The organism is Arthrobacter sp. AG1021, assembly GCF_003633665.1.
GTDB lineage: Bacteria > Actinomycetota > Actinomycetes > Actinomycetales > Micrococcaceae > Glutamicibacter > Glutamicibacter soli.
Window position 1 is genome coordinate 305899 of sequence record NZ_RBLB01000008.1, and the last position, 22016, is coordinate 327914.

Below are 22016 nucleotides of genomic sequence, written 5' to 3' on the forward strand. Positions count from 1 at the left end.
TATTCAGCCGATGAGGGCGAGCTGCTCGTTGTCGACACGGTAGCGCTCGCCGGTAGCGGGACAGAGCCACTCGTCGCTATCGCGGACGAGACGATGGCCTGATTTTCCTACCCAGCCGATCTGCTTGGCGGGAACGCCGACCATCAGCGCATGGGCTGGAACATCCTTGTTGACGACGGCGCCGGCGGCGACCATGGCCCAGGCACCGATTTCGACAGGTGCGACACACACCGCGCGGGCGCCGACGGACGCCCCCTCGCGCAAGGTGACGCCGACTGCATGCCAATCCGAACCGTCTTTCAGTGAACCGTCGGTGTTGATGGCGCGCGGATACAGGTCGTTGGTGAGCACTGCCGCGGGCCCGATGAACACACCATCTTCAAGACGCGCCGGTTCATAGACCAATGCGTAGTTCTGGATTTTGCAGTTCTTCCCTAGGACGACATCCGGGCCAATGTAGGCGCCTCGACCGATGTTGCAGCCGGCACCGATTTCTGCCCCCTCGCGGACCTGCGCCAAATGCCAAATGCGTGCGTCGGCACCGATACGTGCCCCCGCCGAAACATCAGCGGTGTTTTCAATATGTACCATGTAATTTCCCCCAAGAATGGCTCCGTATTAGCCATGGGCGCCCAGCAAGTGCGGTGTCGGACGCCTCTAGTTTCCGAGGATAGGTTCAGCGCTCAACTTTCTCAATGTAAATCGTTGAAGAATCTGGCAACTAGGTGGGATTAGCGTACTTGCAAGTAGTAATCGAGTGTCATGCTGCGCTGCCACGCGCGACACCGGGGCAGGATGCGTTCTAGTCTTGTTGTGGTGATATTCCGCATTCGTGGGGGATCGGGGTATCCATGGGGGAGAAAATGAAATTCAAGTCTTTGATTGCTGTAATTCTGTCTTTGGCGGCAATCCTTTTTGCGGTCGCCCTGACACTTGACTGGATGGGACGCCCTGAGGCGCCATCGGCGGCCGGACAACAATCTAACAACGCCGCCGAGGGCGCGGCTTTACCGTCCGAGGACGTCGAATCGACGACGGAGTCCTCGGCGAAACAATCGGCGTCAGGCGACACGAAACCTTCACGGCCCGAAGATACGTCGGCAGAGGTTAAGGCGACGCGTCCGAGCTGGAATCCTCAGCCGACTCAAACCGACGAGCGTCTTGAACTGCCTGAAGATCCCGAGAAAACTGCCAGCGCGATGCCGAGTGCTGAACCGCGCAAGCCGGCACTGACGAAGGTCCCGAAGTCGGCAACGGCGGAGGGCAAGCTGACCAAGGGATTTCCCAAAGGTGCCATGCCTTTGCCTTCATCCACGACAATAGAACGATCTTCGGTTGAGGCCCAGTCCTCGATGGTCATGGTTGGAGTGCAGGGGCGAAGCAAGCAGAGCGTAGAGGACGTCCTCGCGTTCTACGAGGCGCACTTCAAGGATCTCCAGTGGCCGGCGAGCACCAGTGCCGACGCTGACGGGAGCACCCGGTTGCAGGCAGGATTCGGACAAGATACCGCCACGGTGACGCTGCATCAGCTGCCCACAGGACTGACCGAAATCAATGCCGCCGGCGTCTTCAAGGTCGAGGACTAGGGAATGTACCTGAGCCTCTCGGATTGGAGAAGCAATAAGGCGTCCAACACCTCGCGGGCCGCCCAAGTGGCGTTCAAGGCCTCTCCTACGGTCATTGCCCTGGGCATCGTGAGCATGCTGACGGACATCTCCTCGGAATCCGTCGCCGCCATCCTTCCCATGTACATCACCGGTGCACTGGGACTGTCCATGATTGCCTATGGATTTTTCGAAGGCCTGAACCAGTCGGCCAGCGCGCTGGTCCGCATCGCCGCCGGTTACGCCGCGGACCAGACCAGCCGGCCCAAACCGGTAGCTGTCGCAGGTTACGGGCTGTCAATGGTGGCGCGTATCGGTCTGCTGTTTGCCACGGGTTTCGCCGGCATTGCGGCGGTGATCGGCGTGGACCGCGTGGGCAAGGGGATCCGCACGGCACCGCGCGATGCAATGATCCAGCAGGCCTCCCAGCCCGAGCATTTGGCGCGTTCCTTCGGCTTGCACCGGTTGCTGGACACCATTGGAGCCACAGTGGGTCCGATGCTGGCGTTTGTCGTCCTGCTTCTGGTGCCGGACGGATACCGGGCGATCTTCGTGCTTTCCTTGGCCGTGGCGATTCTCGGTGTTGCGGTACTCGTGCTGGTAGTGCCCAATCGCAAGTTGGGAGCGAAGCCGCTGTTTGCGGCGCAGGCCCGGACCGCGCAGGCCGAGCCGGCCGAGGAGCCGGGACGGAGCATCCGGGCGCTGAAGTTCAAGCCGATGCTGCGGATGCTGTCACGCGGGCGGATGGGCAGGATGTTGTGCGCCGCGGGCTTGCTCGGCTTGCTGACGGTCGGCGACGGCTTCGTGTACCTGGCGCTGATGGCGCACGGAACGATGGACTACTTCTGGTTCCCGCTGCTGTTCGTCGGTTCGAATCTGGTCTTCTTGCTGCTCGCGATCCCGCTGGGCAAGCTCGCTGACCGGACCTCCCGGGCCGCAGTTTTCGTCCTGGGCCATCTCGCCCTGGCTCTCGCGTACCTGTGCGCCAGCGGGGGCGGATCACTGATCTTCATCGTTTCGGCGTTGGCAGCCCTCGGGCTATTCTACGCGGCGACCGACGGCGTGCTGGCGGCCTTGGCTGGCCAGCTCTCGCCTGAAGGGTCGGTATCCACCGGCATCGGCGCTGCGCAGACTGTGGTGGCCGTTGCCCGCTTGCTGTCCGCCACGGGCTTCGGCGTGCTGTGGGTGCTGATCGGGGCGAACCTCGCACTGTTCGGCGTCGCGGCCCTGCTTTTGCTCGCGGTCCCGCTGGCTTGGTATCTTTTGCTCGGAAAATCCTCCCAGCCAGCTGAAGAGAACTGATGAGCGATACGGAGCCCAAGGGCCTAGGAAAAAAGAGGACATTGGTCCTGATAGTCATTGCGGTGCTGGTGCTCGGTGCTGCCGGCGTCTACAGCGTGCAGGCCTTCCAGCGCTACCAGGAACGCACAAGCGGCGCCTCGGCGGCTGCACTGCGCGATTCCATGCCGGAAGGTGACCGCATCGTTTTCCGCAATACCGCCCCGGGCGAGGGCTACGGTTCAATGGCCGCCGTTGCCCTGAATGCGCCGTCAGGCCAGCGTGCCTTGACGGCGATCTCCTGCGACCGGGTGGCCGAGCGCGCGGGGCTGGTGTCATGCATGAAGACGCGCCGCGGGATTCCCACGACCTTCGAGAACGACGTGCTCGACGCTGAGGGAAATCTTGTTGAAACCCTGCCGCTTCCGGGCATCCCGAGCCGCACCCGTATTTCTGACGGCGGGCTGGTGGCGACCACGTCATTCGTGACAGGTCATTCCTACGCGGCCGGGAGCTTTTCCACCGAAACCACGGTGACCCGGGCCGACGGTACCGGTTATGGAAACCTTGAAGACTTCACCATGACGGTCGACGACGAAGAGCTCACTGCCGTGGATCGCAACGTTTGGGGCGTCAGCTTCGTCTCCGAAGACGAGTTCTACGTGACCGTCGCCTCCGGAGGCAAAACCTGGCTGATGAAGGGGAGTTTCTCCGCCAAGGCTTTGACCTCGGTGATCGAGAACGCCGAGTGCCCCTCGGTATCCCCGGACCGGAGCCGCGTCGCCTACAAGAAACGCACCGGCTCGGGTGCGAAGGTGCACTGGGATATCGCGGTGCTTGATGTGAAAAACGGCAAGGAAACGATCATCGGTTTGCGTGACGGTTTCGACGACCAGCTTGAATGGCTGGACAACGACAGGCTGCTCTTCGGTGTTCCGCGCGCCGGCGAAGTCGGCGACAGCGATATCTACGTCATTGATGCCCGCGCGGAGGCAGAACCCGAGGTCCTCATCGAGCACGCGTGGTCGCCATCGGTCGTGCGAGCAGCCGGCTAGCCCGGCGGCGGCCCGGGTACCCGGAACAAAAGAATGCGTGGCCGGGGAGAGCTGATTCTCCCCGGCCACGCATGTTTTTCGGTGTCTGGGCGCTGGCGCCCGTGTACTTGCGTCTGCGGTTCCTGCTACTGCTCTGAAGCTTCAGGCGGCCTGGAGGGCTGCTGCGCAGCGTTGCCCGTGTCGCTTGGCGTCGGGGCAGGTGTTTCACTGGCGTCAGCAGTGGGAGCGGCCGTTTCCGATGGCTGCCCTGTCTCGGATGGAGGGGAGGCCTCGGATGGCTTCATTCTATCCGGTGCGGGGGATTCGGCTGGCGTACCGGGGGCCTGCACCGCAGGGGCCGTGTCGCCCGCGGTTTTCCTGGCTGCTGGTGCTTGAACGACTGAATACAACAGGTCCGCGAAGTAGTTGCTGTTGTTCCAGGAGCTGGTCGGCCTGCTACCGGAGCCATAGGCGTACAACCCATTGCTGCCCGACAAGCTCAGTGCCGCGTTGCTCTTGCCGCTGGCGAAGTCCGCACCGGTGACGACGTATCCGCCGTTGGGTGCGTGGTAGGAGACCGTGAACTGTTCACCTGAACGGATCGTTACCGGTGTGCTCAGGTACGCGGTATACCAGCCCGGGGTCGCAGCCGGCCCGAAGGCAGTGGTGGCCAACAGGTTGCCCTGGGAGTCCCACAGGCTTCCGCTGGACGCCCCGGATCCGGTGCTGCCGCGGTAGTAGCGGATGGCATGGACCGACAGGTCCTCGGAGGCCTCCAAGCGCATTCCGAGTTCAACCTCGCCGGTATCCTGCGGATCCAGCGTCTGCGGGACCTGATCGCCCAGGAAGGAATCCAGCTGGATATCCGCCCCGGCTGTGTGGACGGTCCATGGCGCAATGGCCGCCGCGCCGGAATCGACTCCGCGGATATCCTGCGGGGTCACGGTCAGCACGCTGCTTTCCGGCAGGGCGGCGGCCGGGGTGAACGTCACCCGGGTGCCTTGCTGGCCCAACAGTGAGCTCCCCTGGATTTCGCCGTCCGGGCCGCTGACCTTCAGCGTGGCTCCGCTTTCCAAGGGCTGGCTGAAGGTTGCGCTCAGCGTGCTGTCCAGGGCGATGTTCGCGGCTCCGGCTTCCGGGGTGCGTTCGGTGACGGTGACCGGCGCGGCCTTCGGGACGAACCTGACATCCACCAGGTAGCTGGTGGTCACCGTGGTGGCCGGATAACCGGTGCCATAGGTGTAGTGGCCGGCGCCGATGCCGGTCTTCAGATGCCCGGTCTGCGTGGCCGCGGCGAACTTGCCCGGGGTGGCCGGATAGATGCCGTTGCTGCGGTAGGCGGCCACGTAGTCGTTGTTCGGCTGGATCTGCACCGGCGTTTCGAAGGCGGCGTACTGCCAGCCGGAGACGTTGCTGTCCGGGAACTGGACGGTTGCCAGCACCTCGCCCGAGGTCGTGTACAGCGTGCCGGTGTGAGTGCCGGTTTCCCCGATGCTCCGGTAGAACTCAAGCCCGGTCAGCTTGCCTTCGACATCGGAGGAGAACCGGGTGCCCAGGGTTACCGGCGTGCCGTCGGCAATTGCCGGGACGGTCGGCGTCTCGGTGTTGCCGAACAGCCCGCACGGGCAGTCCGCTGGATCTTCCGGTGCCGCGGCGGTCCGGAAAGAGTAGGAGGACGGGTTGGCGAAGCCTTCCGGCTCCCCGCTGATGGAGAATTCCACCGTATAGATGGTGTCCGCCTGCAACGGAGCCTGCGGGGTGAAGGTCAGCGTGGTGCGCTGCGCATTCAGCGTCGAGGCTCCGTCCACGGGCGTGCCGTCCTGCTTCAGCGAAAGTGCCGATCCCTCGGACACCGCACGGTTGAACGTGGCGGTCACCGGCGAGGTGGTCTCGACCGACGAAGCCTGAGCTTCGGGACTGCGGGAGATGACCTTCAGGTCGCTCGGCGCCGAGCTGCTCGGCGCCGGCGACTCGGTGGGCTCCCCGGAGCCGGAGAGGCTTCGGTAGACCAGGTCTGCGAAGTAGTTGCTGTTGTTCCAGGAACTGCTTGGCATGCTTCCGGCCCCGTAGTTGAAAATGCCGTTGGAGCCCTTCAGCGACAAGATGCCGTCGGTCTTGCCATTGGCGAAGTCCGCTCCGGTGAAGACGTACCCGCCCTTGGGCGCCTGGTAGGAGACCGTGAACTCGGCGCCGGCGGCCAGGACGACCGGGGTGCTCAGGAACGCGGTCTGCCATCCCTGGGCGGTGGTGGCGGGGAAGCGGGCGGTGCCCAGCAGGTTGCCCTGTGCGTCCCACACGCTGCCGGTGTGCTCGCCGTATCCCAGCGGGCCCTGGTAGTAGCGCAGTGCCTGGATCTCGATGTCCTGGCTGCTGGTGAGCCTGATGCCGAGCTCGGCCGCCGCGGAATCCGACGGATCGAGGTTTGCCGGTTCCTGGGTGCCCAGGAAGGTGCGCAGCTGCTCATTGCCTCCCGCGGTGCGGAAGGTCCAGGCGGGGATTTGCGCCGCAACGGTATCCACACCGGAGATGTTTTTCGGCGTGACGGTGATGACGCTCGCCGCGGGCAGCGGCGTGGCCGGGGTGAAGGTCAGTTTCTTCGCATCCTCCGACACCGCCGTGGTTCCGGTGATGGCATTGCTTCCGGCGGTGATTTCCAACTGCGCCCCGGACTGAAGCGGCTGGCTGAAGGTCGCGGAGATCTGCGAGTCCACCGGGGCGTCGAAGACGCCGCTGGCCGGGGACCGCTCGCCGAGGCTGACGGGCTTGCCCTGCGGTTGGAAACGGACGTCCACCAGGTAGCTGCTGGAGACCATCGAGTTGGGGAACTGGTCGCTGTAGGTGTAATGCCCGGCCGAAGCGCTGGTGCGCAGCGGACCGACCTGCGTGGCGCTGCCCAAAGCGCCGGGGGAGACCGGATAGATGCCGTTGCTGCGGTAGGCCGCCACATACTCGGTATTCGCGGAGATGGCCACCGGGGCGTCGAAAGCGGCGTACTGCCAGCCGACGGCCGAATCATCCGGGAAGGTGGCCGCGGCGAGCTGCTGCCCTGTGGCGGAGTACAGCCATCCGGTGTGCGCGCCGGTTTCACCAGGGCTGCGGTAGAATTCCAGCCCGAGCAGCTGTCCGTCTTCGGTGGCGGAGAAGCGGGTGCCCAGGGTGACCGGCCGGCCGTCATTGACTGCCGGCACGGCGGGAACTTCCGCATCCGGGTACAGCCCGCACGGGCAGTCGTTGGGATCCGCCGGCGTGCCAAGCACCGTGGTGAAGCTCCAGGTGCCGCCGCCGCTCACCGGGTTGCCGGTGGTATCGGTGGCACTGATCTGGGCCGTGTAGGTGGTGCCCTTGGCCAGTTCCGCCTGCGGGGTGAAGACCGCTTTGCGCGTGGCCGCGTCATAGGAAGTGCCGCCCTGGACTGCCGTATTGGAGCCGTCCTTCAGCGTGATCTGGACCGACCCGGGATCCACCTTCTTGGACAGGGTCACCCCGATGGGCGTGGTGGTCGGGACGCTGCGCGCGGTGTTGGTCGGGGAGTGGCCGTAGGCGCTGAGGCTGATGGACTCCCCGGTCTCGAAGACCGCGTCGACGAAGTAGTTCGCCCGGTCCCAGTCCCGCGTGGGGAACCCTGCACCGCTGGCGAACAGGCCTGCGGAAGGGACCCCGAAGCCCCCGGCGGCGCCGATCGGGTTCGCTTCGGATCCGCGGTAGGCGAAGTCCTGGCTGACGGCAGAGTAGTGCCCGTTCGGCGCGTAGTAGGAGACCACGAACTCGTCTCCGGCACGGGCTTCCACGGGCTTGGCGAAGCTCGCGGTCTGCCAGCCTTCGGCAGATTCGTTGGAGAAAGTCACGGTGGCCAGTTCGGTGCCGTTCAGCGACCACAGCGTTCCGGTGTGCGTGCCGGTGTTGGCCTTGGACTTGTAGAAGCGCACCCCGGTCACGTATCCGTCGGTCTGCGCGGTGAAGCGCAGGCCCAGTTCCACTGCCGCCGAGTCGCCGGCATCCGCGGTGGCCGGAACCCGTTGGCCGAAGACGCTGTAGGGGCCGGTGATCTGCAGCGGCACCGCGGTGCCCTGCTGCGGATAGTTCGCTGAGTCGTCCACCGCACGCACCAGCAGCTGCTCGTCGCCGCTGCCTTCCTGGACTGCGGTGAAGCTCCAGCTGCTCGTTCCCTGGGCGGCCTTCCAGGTGGTTCCGCCATCGAATGAATACTCGACCGCGGCGACACGGCCTCCGGTGTCGCTGGCGGTGCCCTTGACGGTGATCTTCTCGCCGTTGCGCACCGAGCCGGTGGGTGCGGTGGTCACGTTGACCGTGGGCGCGGTGGTGTCCTTGGCAGCGGTGGGCATAACCAGCCCGCTCATCAGCGTGGTCGGCATCGAATCCATGTCCGCCAGCAGATTCACCTGGGCCTGCTGCATGCGGGCATCCGCCGGTGCGCCATTGCCGTCATGCCACTGGTCCAAGCCCCAGGACCACTGCACGGAGCCGGTGGAGAAGACCAGCGCACCGCTGGCGGCGCGGTACATGGTCGTGTGGTGGGTGGTATTGCCTGCGGCCACGGTATTGCCGAAGTCCTGCAGGTATTCGGGCACCGGTCCGGTGGTGGTGGACAGGTGGATCAATCCCGGCGGACGGAAGCCGTTGGGCAGATCTTCATTTGATTCGTAGCCCACGGTGTGCGGGGCAAGTTCTGTTTTGCTGCCCGGGCTTTGGGCATTCAGCGGCGTATCGCGCCACAAGCGCATCTTGCCTTCTTCGGCATTCACCGTCACGGGCAAATCCCCGCTGTTGACCACGTAGGCGGTGCCGGTCAATCCGTTTTCCGGAAGTCCGCCGCCGTTGGCGGTCGAGGCGAAGCGCGGGTCGCGCCAGGTTCCGGTCCATTCGGTGGCCGGATCGATCTTGTTGTTTCCCCAGGTTTCCTTGTAGGTGACCAGGGTGCGGTAGTCCTTCTGATCAGTTGGCGACTTCTCGTAGCGGGTGCGCCAGTAGACTTCGTTGCCGGTCAGGAACTGCAGGTTGACGCCCGCGTCCCGGGCGTCCTCGACGTTCTTGCGCTGCTGGCCTGACCAATATTCGTCGTGTCCCACGGAGACGAAGACCTTGTGGTTCTTCAGCAGCTCCCCGTGCCGGTCAGTGTCGACTCCGGAGAAGTAGCTGACGTTGTAGCCGTTGCGCTCCAGGAAGCGCACCAACGGGTATTCCGCGCCGAAGTAGAAGTCGCGGGCCTCCACTCCCGACCGGGTGGCGAATGGCCGGTTGTAGCTGAGCTTGAAGGCTCGGCCGTTGTCCGCCCCGGAGTAGAAATCCGAGCCGCCGTACAGGTTATACGCGTGCCAGGTGGGGTCGGAGGTCTGCACCAGCACATCGGAGGTGCTCGCCTCGTTGCGCACGATGAAGGTGATGTGGCTGGATCCGCCGGTGTCCGTGCGGGTCAGCTTGGCCAGATAGACGCCGGAGACGGCGTCCGCGGGAACGTTCCACGACGCGGAAACCGCCCAGGTGCCGCAGTCGATCAGCTCCGTGGTGACGTCGCTGAGGCATTCGGGTTGGTGCTGCGGCAGCTGCGCGCTGGGCTGGATGGAGGTGATCTTGCGGGCGCCCAGTCCCTGGTACCAGCCGGTGCGGTAGATGTCGATGGTGTAGGCGTACGCATCCGTGTCGATCTTGAAATCGACTCGCTGGCCTACGTTGACGCTGATGTCTGTGGCGAATCCCTGGATGGAGTCGTCCCCGGCGCCGTCGATGTCCCATTCTTCGAAGGACGTCCCCGGTTTGGAGTTCTCGCAGACGATGGCGTTGGCGTCCGGGCCACAACCGGGTGTCACCGCAACCGCGGGAACCGCCGTCAAGCCGACGGCGACCAGTGCCACAGCAGAAAAAGCCGTCGCGGCGATCCTCGCTGTCCGGCTGAGTGTCTTTATAAAGCGGCGTGTCATCCCCATGACGAAGCCCATTTCATCCCCCCAATGATGCGTCTGTCGACGCGCGAGCGTGGATGCCGCCGAAACAACAAATTCTCCGGGGCAAGCCCAGCATACGGCTAAATACAACACTTAAAGTACGCGATTTCGAGAATCGAGAAATTACTGAGTATGAATTTTGCGTCGTAAAGGAAATGTCCATTGGCACGCGGAATCGGAATTGCACAGGTCGAAGCCCGAATCGGGTTTTCTTGCCCGACTCCTGCAGCTCGGCAGCCCGCCGAGGCGGGCATGGGTCTCGTCTCTATTGTGCCCATATGGAACACCAATGAAATATTGTTGGTTCTTAGACGGCGAATCTTCCAGACGCCGGTACATGGGCTCGCACCAGAGGGGAATAATGATCGCTGAATCGACCACTTATTCCAAAATCCCCTTCATCATTAGTTGTGCTTCGCAACAGTATGCGGCACTACGCGGACAAAGACCGCGAGGTGCCGAAAATGCCTGAGCCGATGTTCGCCCTGGGCCAGCCGTCGGACCAGCTTGCGACGTTTTTGGCGACACCAGGCTGCCCGACCGTGCTGATCCTCGGTTCGCCGGGCATGGGGAAATTCGAGCTCCTGACCCAGACCATGCGGATCACTCATCCCGGTGAGCAGCCGGCAATGCTGAAATGCGACCCGGCGGGGATGAATGAACCGCTAGGCGCGCTGGCGGAGCTGCTGCAGCTGTCCAAGGGTGCCTCCATCACCATTCCCCATGCGGCGAGGCTGCTGAGCCTTCACCTGGCGAATGAGACAAGCCGACAGCTGCTGGTGGTGCAGGATGGGCAGTACCTGGATCCCGCCAGCGCTTATGTCCTGATGACCGTGGCTTCGATGCACAAGCTCCAACTGGTGGTGCTCTCAACCCGTCTGGACTGGAATGCTGAAGTCAACGAGGTGCTCTTGTCCGAAGCCCCGGACAACGTCATAGTCCTGGGGCCCCTGGAATTGAACCAGGTGCGGCAACGCGTGTCCCGGCTCGCGCAGCGCGAGGTCACGGTTTCAACTGCACGCCTTGTCCTGCGCCTGTCGGGGGGAATCCCCGCCTTGGTCGAGGCCATCACCCCCGAACTGCTCCGCTGCAGTCCACCTGCGGAAACCGGCCCGTGGGCCGCGCACCTGCTGCGCTGCGAACCGACGGAAAACCTGAGACTGGTGCTGGGCGACCTGATTGGAAGGATGGATCCGGAACTTTCCTCGCTGCTGCAACGCATCGCGACCAGCCCTACGCAGTCCATCGACGTGGACTCCTTGCCGGAGCCGGTGCAGCTCGCGCGGCTGCTGAACAGCGGATATCTGCGCGCGGACCAGGGGAGCATCTCGGCAACTGCCGACGTGCTCATCCAGTTGCTGGCCGAGCGCGAATCCAGCGCCAAGGAGCTCCAGGCACCTGCTGTCGACAATAACCTTCCTGCGGATTCGGGCTCCATCGCCCGGGCCCTGGACCGGGGCAATTACGAGCAGGTGCTCAAGCAGCAAGCCGGCCCGAACCGCGAATCAGGCGCTATGCTCCTGATCCAGGCAGCCCGGGAAATGGTTGGCGACTACCGCCCCGCACCGCTGGGCGACGAGAAACCCGCAAGGCTCCTTGCCTCAATTAATGAATCCTTCTCCGCCATGAACCTTGACGCCGCGGCTGAGTCTGCCCTGCAGCTGAGCCGCTGGTCCACCGGGCATCCCGGGCGCTGGTACCCGCGCTTGCGTTCAACGATTTACGGCCTTTTGGCGCTCATGACCATCGACGGGCCGCCACAAGCCGAAGAATTCCTGGAACGGGTAGTTCGCAACGCCCCGCCGCTATGGAGCGAACTTAATGGCGCCACGCTGTCGCTTTGTGCCGCCGTCGTGCATAATTCGGCTGGAAATTTCAGGGCCGCCCACAGCGCCGCATGCGAGGCGGCCAGCGAGTTCGCAGGCAACGACTCGCTGGGACTGTATCCGGTTGCAGTTTTCCTCGCCGATTCCCTGAGCAGCCATCACGCAGACGAGGCCCATGACCACGCCGTTAATGCCGACTTGAAGGCGCTCGCCGGCCAGAGCCTCAACGGCGACGTTGCTGGGGTTGCCCACCCGTTGTGGTTCCAGGCACTGTCGGCCGCAATAGCCAACCGCAGGATCCGCCCCAGGGACGAGACGCTCGCGCAACTGCAACTCCTTGAACAGCAAGTGGACTGCCCGTGGAAATGGACTTTGGGTGCAGTGCTTGGCTTCATGAATCCGGAACTTCCCGTCGAATTCGAGGAAGTCAAGGATCTCTATGAACGGGGACATCGATTCGCCGCGTACCTCTTGGTCAACAATCCGTTCGCGGGTCCCGGCCCGCGGGGCGACATTGCCATGGATCCGCGTGTCGCAGGCGGCCTGCAGCAGATTGAGCGGGACCTGTCGGAAATATCGGGCCTCCGAACTCCCGAACCCCCGGTCGCCCCTGCGGTCTTGACCGTTCGCGAGCGGCAAATCGCCCGACTAGCGCAGCAGGGTGCGAACAACCGGGAAATTGCGGATGAGTTGTATCTTTCCCGCCGGACGGTTGAAGGCCATCTGTACCGTGCATTTCGAAAGCTGGACATCGACACTCGTGACGAGCTCACTCGCATAGTGCTCGATTCCTAATTTTCTTCCCACCTGTCCCGGGTACCCAATAATTACTTGGTTTCGAGTATTCCCAAATTTGGGTATCAGACCTGGCTCTCTCGGGGGCCTGCGCTGACTAGACTGATACAAATTTCATCTGATGATTTATCTACAGATGAATACGTTCTTTGGGGGATTGTTGTTGGGAGTTCGCTGCCGGCAACATGAAGATCTAAGTAGTAGACGGCGTAGGGGAATCGTTGGCTCGGATAGCAACCGGCTGACCTCGCTTCTTACTACTTGGCACTCGGTTTATACCGGGTGTGAACCCTTCATTAGGACTTTGACTGGTCAAAAGAGCTTCTTGGGGGCTGGCGGAATCGCAAGATGCCGCGGGCAGCGAAGCAGGGGAAGAAGGGGACGAAACCGATGGGTCGAGCCGGACATGAACCACGGGGGAACAACAAAGGCAGCATTGGCTACGCAGTTGGAGCATTCGATTTGTTCCACATTGGCCACCTGAACCTGATCAAGCAGGCGCGGGAACACTGCGATGAACTCATTATCGGCGTGGTCAGCGACGACGTGCTGGAGCGCACCAAGGGTGCGCGCCCGATCATTCCGGAATATGAACGACTGGAAATCGTCAAGAACCTGAGCATTGTCGACCGTGCTGTGCTCGAAACCAACGAAGACCGTCTTGAGACATGGAAAGAGCTCGGCTTCACCGTGTTCTTCAAGGGCGACGATTGGAAGGGCACCGCCAAGGGCCGTGACCTGGAGCGCCGATTCGCCGAAGTCGGTGTGCAGATCCAGTACTTTCCGTACACGGTCCACACCTCCTCAAGTCTGCTGCGCCGCGCGTTGCAGTCCCTGGACAGCGCATCCGCCAAGGAATCGGAGGCAGCTTCGCAATAGGAAGGAAAACGGCTCCCGCCTCTGTACGGTGGGCGCCGGTAAGCGAAAGCAACAGCCGAAAGGGGAGATGAGGGGGAACTCATGCGGATAGCAATGATGGGTACGCGCGGGGTACCGGCGACCTATGGAGGATTTGAAACGGCCATCGAAGAGGTCGGAAAGCGGCTGGTTGAGCGCGGCCATGAAGTTGTGGTCTACTGCCGCGACACCAGTGCGAAAGTCGAGCGGCAGGAGAGCTACCTCGGCATGGAACTGGTGCACCTTCCCGCCTTGCATACCAAGTCGCTAGAAACGCTGACCCATTCAGGGCTGTCGGCCGTTCACCTGGCGGCGCATCGGACCGACGCGGCGCTGGTATTCAACGCGGCGAATGCCGTCTGGCTTCCGATTTTGAAGGCGGCTCGCATCCCGGCGGCCACGCACGTGGACGGCCTTGAATGGAAACGCGCCAAATGGGGCGGCGTCGGAAAGCGCTACTACCGGATCTGCGAGAGCCTGGCGGTGAAGTGGTCCAAGGCGTTGATCTCCGATGCCCAGGGCATCGCCGACTACTACACCGAGAAGTTCTCCGCGGAGTCGTACCTGATTGCCTACGGCGCCCCGGACTGCCGTGCAGTGGGTCACCGCAGGCTTGCAGCCGTGGATCTCAAGCCACGGGGCTACCACCTGGTGGTGGCACGGTTCGAGCCTGAAAACCACGTGGAGATGATCGTGGAGGGCCACCGGCGCTCCGGCAGCACCATGCCGCTGGTGGTTGTGGGGTCCAGCCCTTATGCGGATGAATACACCGCGCGGGTGAAAGCCCAGGCCTCGGAATCGGTGCGTTTCCTCGGTGGCGTCTGGGACCAGGAGCTGCTCAACGAGCTGTATGCCAATGCCTACGTGTACTGGCACGGCCATTCGGTCGGCGGCACCAACCCCTCGCTGCTGCGCGCGCTCGGCTCGGGCACGGCGGTGGCAGGGTTCGATGTGTCCTTCAACCGGGAAGTTGCCGGGGCCGCGGGCAGGTTCTTCACCGATGCTGGCCACGCCGCAGAACTTTTCACCGAGCTGGAGCAGGATCCGGTGCAGCTGCACCGCCTGCGCAAGGCCACCGAAGCCGAAGCTGCACGCTATGACTGGGAGCTTGTCACCGACGGATACGAACAGCTGTGCCGGGACCTGGTGGAAGATCCGCGCCAGACGCGCCGGCAGCAGGAAAATGCCGAGGTCAAGCACATTCGCGCGGCCTAGCGGTGCGTACCGTGCATACGGTCTAACTACTTGAATTTTCGAGTATGCCTACTGCGGGTTTACTCGTGCCAAAAGATTCTGGAATACCTAAGGTAGGGGATACTCCATACAGAAATCCGTGCCACCGCCCAGTGCAGGCACGGATTCTGCGACGGAGCAAAGTCACATTGGGGGAGTGTGCAACATATGGGGAATATTGAGCGCGGTGCGCCGGCAAATGCCCGGCCCGACGCCCAGAACTACGCGGACGCGGATCGCTCGCCGAGCGCATCCGGTTCCAGCTATGCGGCCCAGGTGGCTGCGGGATGGCGCGAACTGTCCCAGGCTCAAAAGGGCGCTTCAAAGAGCGCACCAGCCTACTCACGTTATGTCAACCGCAAAATAGGCCGGCTCTTCGCCGCCCTTGCGGTGCCGTTGGGCGTCAGCCCGAACCAGATCACCATGCTCAGCGCGCTGTTCACCACCGCCGGCATCCTGCTGATCGCGCTGGTGCCAGTAGGCCTCGGCGCGGGCATTGCCGCAGCGGTGCTGCTGGCGGTGGGCTACGCACTGGATTCATCGGACGGCCAGGTCGCGCGGCTGCAGCGCAGCGGCTCGCTGGCCGGCGAATGGCTCGACCACTGCGTGGACGCCGTCAAGACCAGTGCCTTGCCGCTGGCTGTCGCGGTCGGCTTGTACCGCGCGCAGATCGAGCCGCAGTGGTACCTGCTGGTCCCGCTCGCTGCCTGCGTGATCGGCGCCTCCACCTTCTTCCTGATGATCCTGACCGAGCAGCTCAGGCTGCGGCTGGGCGTCAAGGGGGTGAGCGCGGAAAACGGCGCGAAGCCGAGCATTCTCCGCGCACTGCTGGTGCTGCCCATGGATTACGGCGTGATGTGCTGGGTGTTTGTGCTGTGGGGGATTCCGCAGCTCTTCCTGCCGGTCTACGCGCTGATCACCCTTGGCGCCGCGGGCTTCCTGGTGCTGGCGATGCGCAAGTGGTTCAAGGAAATCACCGCGCTGGTCCGCGAGCCCAAGGACGCGTCATGAGCGCCCGGCCGGTTCGCCGCAGGATTTCGCGGCTTGCCGCCGCCGTGCTGGTGGCAGGCGCCTTGAGCTTCTGCGCCTCGTGCACCACCGGCACTGGCACCGACGCCGGAGCGGCGACAAGCCAGGAATCCGCAGGGACGGATACGCACTCCGCGGCGCCCACCGGATCCCCGGCCACGAGCTCCGGCGCGCCGGTGGAACCCTCCGAGCAGGCTACCTCCCCGGAGGTCAAGGCGGTTCAGGGCTCCCAAGGCGTGGAGAATTCCTACGGAGTCAGCGAAGCACCGCGCTCCTCGGAACCGGATGCCACCTCGCAGGCCAAGTTGGCGCAGCAGCCGCAGAAGCAGCACAAGACCGCCAAGCTGGGCGCCGAGGTGCAAGTGGTTCCCGATGTGGTGGTGGAGCTGGGCAAGATCCGCGCGGTCACGGCCGAAGCGAGCCTGCCCGGGGAAATCGGCGGCCCTGCAATCCAGGTTCCCGTCAGCATCACCAACAACACGGATGCCGACATCCTGACCCGGGACGTGGTGACCGACATCTTCTTCGGCAAGGACCAGCTGCCCGGCATTCCGCTGATCAGCGCGGAGAATGACCAATTTCCGGTGAACCTGGCCCCCGGGGCCACGGCAACCGCAACCTATGTCGTGGTGCTTCCGGACAACGCCGGCACCACCGTTCGCGTCACGGTGAACTACCGTGCCGCCGATCCACTCGCAGTTTTCGAGGGCACCTGGCCCGGCGCAGCAGGAGTAAAGAAATGAGCATAAACATCCCGGAACCGCTGGGGGCGGTCCGGAACGGGCGCAGCATGGGGCGCGCCCTGCTGGTATTCATGGCCAGCCTGGTTATGGTGATTGCCTTGGGACTGGTGTACGCGCCGCGCGCGGCCGCAGACACCAGCCCGGCCAATCCGGCCGACCCGGCGACTCCTGCCACGGTCAGCGCCGACGCGCTGCCCACGGTGCAGATCGACGGGGTGGTCTGGCAGCAGGCGATCTACGGCAACACCGTCTACGCGGTCGGCAGCTTCACCACGGCGCGCCCTGCCGGTGCCGCACCGGGCACGCAGACCGTGGCGCGGAACAACATCCTCGCCTACGACCTGACCACCGGTGCCTTGAAAACCGCGTTCAATGCGAACCTCAATGGGCAGGCGAAATCCATCGCCATCGCCCCGGACGGCTCGCGCATCTACGTGGGCGGCGCCTTCACCACCGTCAACGGGCAGGCCCGCCGCTACGTGGCGGCGCTGAATCCCACCACCGGCGCGCTGATCACCTCCTGGGCCCCGAACGTGGGCTCGCGCGTGTACGCGCTGGCCGCCACGGCGGACAAGGTCTACATGGGCGGCTGGTTCAACAACGTCGGGTCGGCCCAGCGCACCAAGCTGGCGGCCGTTTCCGCCTCCAACGCGGCGCTGCTGCCGTGGAACCCGGTGCTCACCGATGGCGGCGACGTGATGGCCATGGAGCTGAACGCCGACGGCAGCAGGATCGTGGTCGGCGGCAACTTCAAGTCGGTGAACGGCTCCACCAACCCCGGCTGGGGCATGGCGATGCTGAGCACCGACGGAGTGGGGCAGCTGCTGCCCTTCGCCACCAACTCCCTGGTCCGCAACGCCGGCACCAAGGCGGCCATGCTGGACTTCGACACCCAGGGCGGCACGCTCTACGGCACGGGCTACCACTTCGGCGGCCCGGAGGGCAACTTCGAGGGCACCTTCGCCACCGACTGGAACACCGGCAACACCACCTGGCTGGAAGACTGCCACGGCGACACCTACGGCGTCTACGGCGGCGCCACAGCGGTCTACACCGTGAGCCACGCGCACTACTGCGGCAATATCGGCGGCTTCCCGCAGACCGAGCCGTGGACCTTCCACCACGCGCTGGCCTTCGGCACCAAGCCCACCGGCACCATCACCGCTGACCCGTACGGCTACTTCAACTACGCGGGCACCAAGCGCCCATCGCTGCTGGCCTGGTACCCGGACTTCTCCGTGGGCACCTTCACCGGCCAGTCGCAGGCCGCCTGGTCGGTGACCGGCACCAACGACTATGTCGTCATGGGCGGCGAGTTCCCGAGCGTCAACGGAACCAGGCAGCAGGGGCTGGTGCGCTTCGCCGTCAGCTCCAAGGCGCCGAACAAGCGCGGTCCGGTAGCGGACGGCGCGGCGCTGAACCCCACGGCGACCTCCTATGCCAAGGGCATGGCCAGCATCTCCTGGCCGGTGACCTGGGACATGGACAACCAGAACCTCACCTATGAGGTGTACCGGGACGGCAACCTGGCCACCCCGATCCATACCGCGACCCGCGCCTCCTCGTTCTGGCAGCTGGGCACCATGACCTATCGGGACTTGGGACTGGATCCCGGCTCCACGCACACCTACCGGGTGTTCGTCAAGGACCCGATGGGCAACATCTCCCGCTCGGAATCGGTGAGCGTGAAGATCTCGAGCACCGGCACCATCAGCGGCTACGTCTCGAAGGTCTGGCAGGACGGGGCCCAGAACTACTGGCGCCTCGGGCAGCCCGGCGGGAACACCTCGGAGAACTGGGCCGGCGGCGCGCCGCTGAGCCTGGCTTCCGGCACCACCAGCGGCCAGAGCGGGGCCCTGCCCACTGACACCGACACCGCCACCGGCTTCAACGGATCCAGCAGCGGCACCTCCGCCTCCGGCGAAGCCGTGCAGGGCCCCGACGAGTTCACCGTGGAAGCCTGGGTCAAGACCTCCAGCACCCGCGGCGGCAAGATCATCGGCTTCGGCAACGCGGCCACCGGAAGCTCCAGCTCCTACGACCGGCATGTCTACATGGCAGGCAACGGGCAGATCTACTTCGGCGTGTACCCCGGCCAAGTGCGGACGGTGAACACCACCACCGCCTACAACGACAACAAGTGGCACCACGTCGCGGCCTCCATGGGCCCGGCGGGCATGAAGCTGTACGTCGACGGGCAGCTGCAGGGCGAACGCTCCGACACCACCACCGGCCAAGGCTATGCAGGCTACTGGCGGGTCGGGGGCGACAACCTCAGCGGCTGGCCTGGACGCGGGTCCAGCGACTACCTCAACGGCACCATCGACGAGGTCGCCACCTATGACAAGGCGCTGAGCGCCGCGCAGGTCTCCGCCCACGCGGCCCTGGGCACCGGGACCGCGCCCAACCAGGCGCCGACCGCCGCCTTCAGCAGCACCATCGACCAGCTGGATGTGAGCGTAGACGCGGCGGGATCCTCGGATCCCGACGGGGGCATCACCGAATACCGGTGGGACTTCGGCGACGGCACCCCCGTGGTTTCCGGCGCCTCGGCCACCGCGAGCCACAGCTACGCGAAGGCCGGAACCTACACGGTGTCCCTGCGGGTCAGTGATGCGGACGGCGCCACCGACACGGCGACCAAGTCGGTCACCGTCACCGCCAACCAGGCTCCGAAGGCCGCGTTCACCGCGAGCACCCAGAACCTGCGCCTGGCGGTGAACGCCTCCGGCTCCTCTGATCCGGACGGCAGCATCACCTCCTACCTCTGGGACTTCGGCGACGGCACGGCCCCGGTGGAGCGCACCACCGCTTCCACCACGCATGACTACGCCGCCGGCGGGGACTACACCGTGTCGCTGACAGTGACTGACAACAACGGTGCGGTGAACGTGCTCACCAAGCAGGTCACCGTGGCCGCCGCCCCGCAGAACGCCAAACCAGTGCCGGTGTTCACCACCGCCACCGACGCCTTGAAGCTCAGCGTGGACGGCGCCGGCTCCAGCGACCCGGATGGAACCATCACCGGGTACTCCTGGAACTTCGGCGACGGCACGGCTCCGGTCAGCGGCACCGCGAAGACTGCCACCCACACCTACGCCAAGGCGGGAACCTACTCGGTCACCCTAACGGTGACCGACAACGAGCAGGCCACCGCCAGCAGCACCCAGGAGGTTGTGGTCCAGGCGCCGGCCGGCGCCGGGGTACTGGCCCGGGACGCGTTCAACCGCACCCTGGCCACCGGCTGGGGCGGCGCGGACCAGGGCGGCGACTGGCTGCTGAACAGCTACTCCACCTCGCGGGCCTCGGTCGGCGGCGGCGCGGGCAAGTTCAGCGTCCCGGCCGGACGCACCGTCCGCGCGGACCTGCCGGCGGTGTCCACCACTGACACCGTGACCACGGTGAAGCTGTCCATCGACAAGAACCAGAATGCCGGCGGCATCTACGGTTCGGTGGTTGGACGCGCGGTTCCCACGGTCGGCGACTACCAGGTGAAGTACTACCGGTCGCTGTCCGGAGGCATGCAGCTGTTCCTGCAGCGGGTCCAGGGCGGTGAAAACCAGCTGGCGGTGGTGACGCTGTCGTCCATCGGATTCACCGCCGGGGACGAGCTGAACATCAAGCTCAAGGTCTCCGGAACGGCGCCGACCACCTTGTCGGCCAAGGCCTGGAAGCAGGGGACCGCGGAGCCTGCCGCCTGGCAGGTCACGGCCACCGACTCCACCGCGGCCATGCAGGCCCCGGGCGGCGTGGCGGTGACGAACTACCTGTCCGGATCCACCACGAACGGCCCGATCCAGGTCTCGTACCTGGATGTGGCGGTGGATTCCGAATAATCCGCTCCGGTGGATTGCCGGGGACATGGCACGCAGCCGCGGGCTTCAGCGACAATGCTGAAGCCCGCGGCTGCGTGCTTAGCCAGGTTTTCGCGGCGCCTATCGGGTCCGGCGCGTTTCGGATGCTGTAAGGAAACCGCCGCCCGCCGTGTCACGGCACGCTGCGCCGCCAGGTGAACGAAGCATGGCGGAGTCAGAGATCGGGGCACAGGCAGGGTCACAGGTTGAATCAGGAGCCAGGAGGCAGGGCAACGGACGTCGCGTGGCACCGGAGATTTGACTGCTGCTCTGTACGCCGTAGCGACGGGGAAGAAAGGCACGGCTCCATCGCTGGATGGGAACCGGTTCGGAGGCTGCGCGGCTCAGATGTCCGAGCCGACGCCCGCGGGCAGCCGATCAGGCAAAGCGTAGGTACTGATACATTTCAGGAAGACAGCACCGCCGGAAAGGGCTCAGCTCGCCGGGGGAGCGGCGACCGGTGCGGTCGCCTGCTGCGCCCTGCGGCGCAGGTCCCTTCGCACGTAGAAGAAGTTCGGGACCACCTGGCAGGCGAAGACCGCAATGCATGAACCGATGACCGTTCCGGCCGGACCCCAGATGCCGATCAGGTAGATGGACAGGCCCAGGCTGAGCGGCACCATGCAGAAGATCGGAAGCACCTGGAAACGCAGGCCGTTGAAATCGGTCATGTACATGCCCATGGGGTATTTCGCCGCCTGCAGGGTGGTGAGCAGCACGAAGGCCAGCAGCAGGCCGAGGGACAGCGTGATTTTTCCGCTGGACATGAATTCCGCGAGCCACGGCGCCAGCACGGCCAGGGCGGCGGAAATGAGCAGTCCGAATCCGAGGAACACCACGGTGATCTTGAACGGCGAATGGATGACTCCGTCGCTGCGCGCCTTGGAGAAGTGGGGCCACAGCACCATGCCGCCGGCATTGATGACCTGGATGGCCATGCCGAACAGCTGGGCGGCGAGGTTGTATTCCGCCACGTCATCGGTGCCGCGCAGGTGGCTGAGCAGGATGCGGTCGGTCTGCATGGCCAGCGGCAGGGCAATCATCTGCAGCAGCATGGGCCAGGCGAGGCCCATGGTGGGCACGCCGGGGTAGCGGCGGACCATGAAGATCCGGCGGAAGTACACCGGCACCATGCCCGGCAGGCTGCGGGCCACCATGGCCAGGCAGATCAGCGAGACCAGCACCGAAGCCAGGTAGGAGAAGAGCGCGAGATATGGCCCGGCGGGAAGCGCCAGGATCACGCACAACGCCACCATGCCGAGCATGAAGGGCGCGACCACCGCCTGGCTCGTGGTCTGGCTGGTGGTGCGCTTCAGTCCGATGAGCAGTCGCTGGGCAATGCCCAGCGGCAGGGCCAGCCCGAACACCACGGCGCACAGGGTGGCGGCGATTTCCCCCTCGATCCCGAGGACCGATCCGCCGAGGATCAGCGGCCAGGTCCCGGTGAGGAAAAACAGCACGCCGGCCGCGGCGATGCATAGCCCGGAGACCACCAGGATGCGCAGCGCCGAGACTACCGAGGCGGTGACATTCTCATCCTCGACAGGATCCTTGGCCGCCGAAATCGCGTTGATGACCACCGCCCCGACACCGAGATCCGCAAAGGGAATCAACGCCGGCAACGTGGCCAGCAGCCCGTACTGGGCGTAGGCGTCCACGCCGAAGTTGGAGATGATCAACCGGCCAGTGATGATCGCCAGCAGGCCGCCCATGCCCATGATCAGGAGCTTGGCCAGCGCGGTGCTGCCCATGATGCGCCACAT

12 protein-coding genes are annotated in these 22016 nt (G+C 64.6%); 9 read left to right on the plus strand and 3 right to left on the minus strand.

Annotated elements, in window-relative coordinates:
- Positions 1–3: 3 nt before the first annotated feature.
- The gene (locus DFO58_RS09905) at positions 4–591 is read right to left on the minus strand and encodes an acyltransferase (RefSeq protein ID WP_053797901.1); all 588 of its coding nucleotides are present in this window, start codon (positions 589–591) and stop codon (positions 4–6) included.
- A gap of 272 nt (positions 592–863) precedes the next feature.
- On the opposite strand from DFO58_RS09905, the gene DFO58_RS09910 reads away from it, so the two are divergent.
- The 3 genes from DFO58_RS09910 to DFO58_RS09920 are packed head-to-tail and all read left to right on the plus strand — an operon-like array spanning position 864 to position 3937.
- Positions 864–1586 (plus strand): hypothetical protein, encoded by a 723-nt coding sequence (locus DFO58_RS09910; RefSeq protein WP_147407243.1) that lies wholly within the window; start codon positions 864–866, stop codon positions 1584–1586.
- A gap of 3 nt (positions 1587–1589) precedes the next feature.
- A complete protein-coding gene (locus DFO58_RS09915) occupies positions 1590–2906 on the plus strand; it encodes an MFS transporter (RefSeq protein ID WP_286163547.1) in 1317 nt (438 codons plus the stop codon).
- A complete protein-coding gene (locus DFO58_RS09920) occupies positions 2906–3937 on the plus strand; it encodes a hypothetical protein (RefSeq protein WP_120990471.1) in 1032 nt (343 codons plus the stop codon). The genes DFO58_RS09915 and DFO58_RS09920 overlap by 1 nt, the downstream gene beginning before the upstream one ends.
- Before the next feature lie 125 nt (positions 3938–4062).
- Here DFO58_RS09920 and DFO58_RS09925 read toward each other — a convergent pair whose 3' ends face one another.
- Positions 4063–9786, minus strand: coding sequence for a DUF4082 domain-containing protein (locus DFO58_RS09925; RefSeq protein ID WP_183043151.1), 5724 nt, complete (start codon positions 9784–9786; stop codon positions 4063–4065).
- A 554-nt stretch (positions 9787–10340) separates the two neighbouring features.
- On the opposite strand from DFO58_RS09925, the gene DFO58_RS09930 reads away from it, so the two are divergent.
- The 6 genes from DFO58_RS09930 to DFO58_RS09955 all read left to right on the plus strand — a co-directional run bounded on the left by DFO58_RS09930 (position 10341) and on the right by DFO58_RS09955 (position 20235).
- Positions 10341–12497 (plus strand): helix-turn-helix transcriptional regulator, encoded by a 2157-nt coding sequence (locus DFO58_RS09930; RefSeq protein WP_286163548.1) that lies wholly within the window; start codon positions 10341–10343, stop codon positions 12495–12497.
- 390 nt (positions 12498–12887) lie between these two features.
- Entirely contained in the window at positions 12888–13376 is a 489-nt protein-coding gene (locus tag DFO58_RS09935) for an adenylyltransferase/cytidyltransferase family protein (protein WP_120990477.1), read from the plus strand.
- 93 nt (positions 13377–13469) lie between these two features.
- Complete coding sequence (locus DFO58_RS09940) at positions 13470–14609, plus strand: DUF1972 domain-containing protein (RefSeq protein WP_052772328.1); 1140 nt, start codon at positions 13470–13472, stop codon at positions 14607–14609.
- 186 nt (positions 14610–14795) lie between these two features.
- Positions 14796–15638 carry a CDP-alcohol phosphatidyltransferase family protein gene (locus tag DFO58_RS09945; RefSeq protein ID WP_120990479.1) on the plus strand — a complete coding sequence of 281 codons (843 nt, stop codon included), beginning with the start codon at positions 14796–14798 and terminating at the stop codon, positions 15636–15638.
- Positions 15635–16399 carry a hypothetical protein gene (locus DFO58_RS09950; RefSeq protein WP_120990481.1) on the plus strand — a complete coding sequence of 255 codons (765 nt, stop codon included), beginning with the start codon at positions 15635–15637 and terminating at the stop codon, positions 16397–16399. Before DFO58_RS09945 ends, DFO58_RS09950 begins: the two co-directional genes overlap by 4 nt.
- Positions 16396–20235, plus strand: coding sequence for a PKD domain-containing protein (locus tag DFO58_RS09955; protein ID WP_120990483.1), 3840 nt, complete (start codon positions 16396–16398; stop codon positions 20233–20235). Before DFO58_RS09950 ends, DFO58_RS09955 begins: the two co-directional genes overlap by 4 nt.
- Before the next feature lie 452 nt (positions 20236–20687).
- Here DFO58_RS09955 and DFO58_RS09960 read toward each other — a convergent pair whose 3' ends face one another.
- Complete coding sequence (locus DFO58_RS09960) at positions 20688–22016, minus strand: oligosaccharide flippase family protein (protein ID WP_120990485.1); 1329 nt, start codon at positions 22014–22016, stop codon at positions 20688–20690.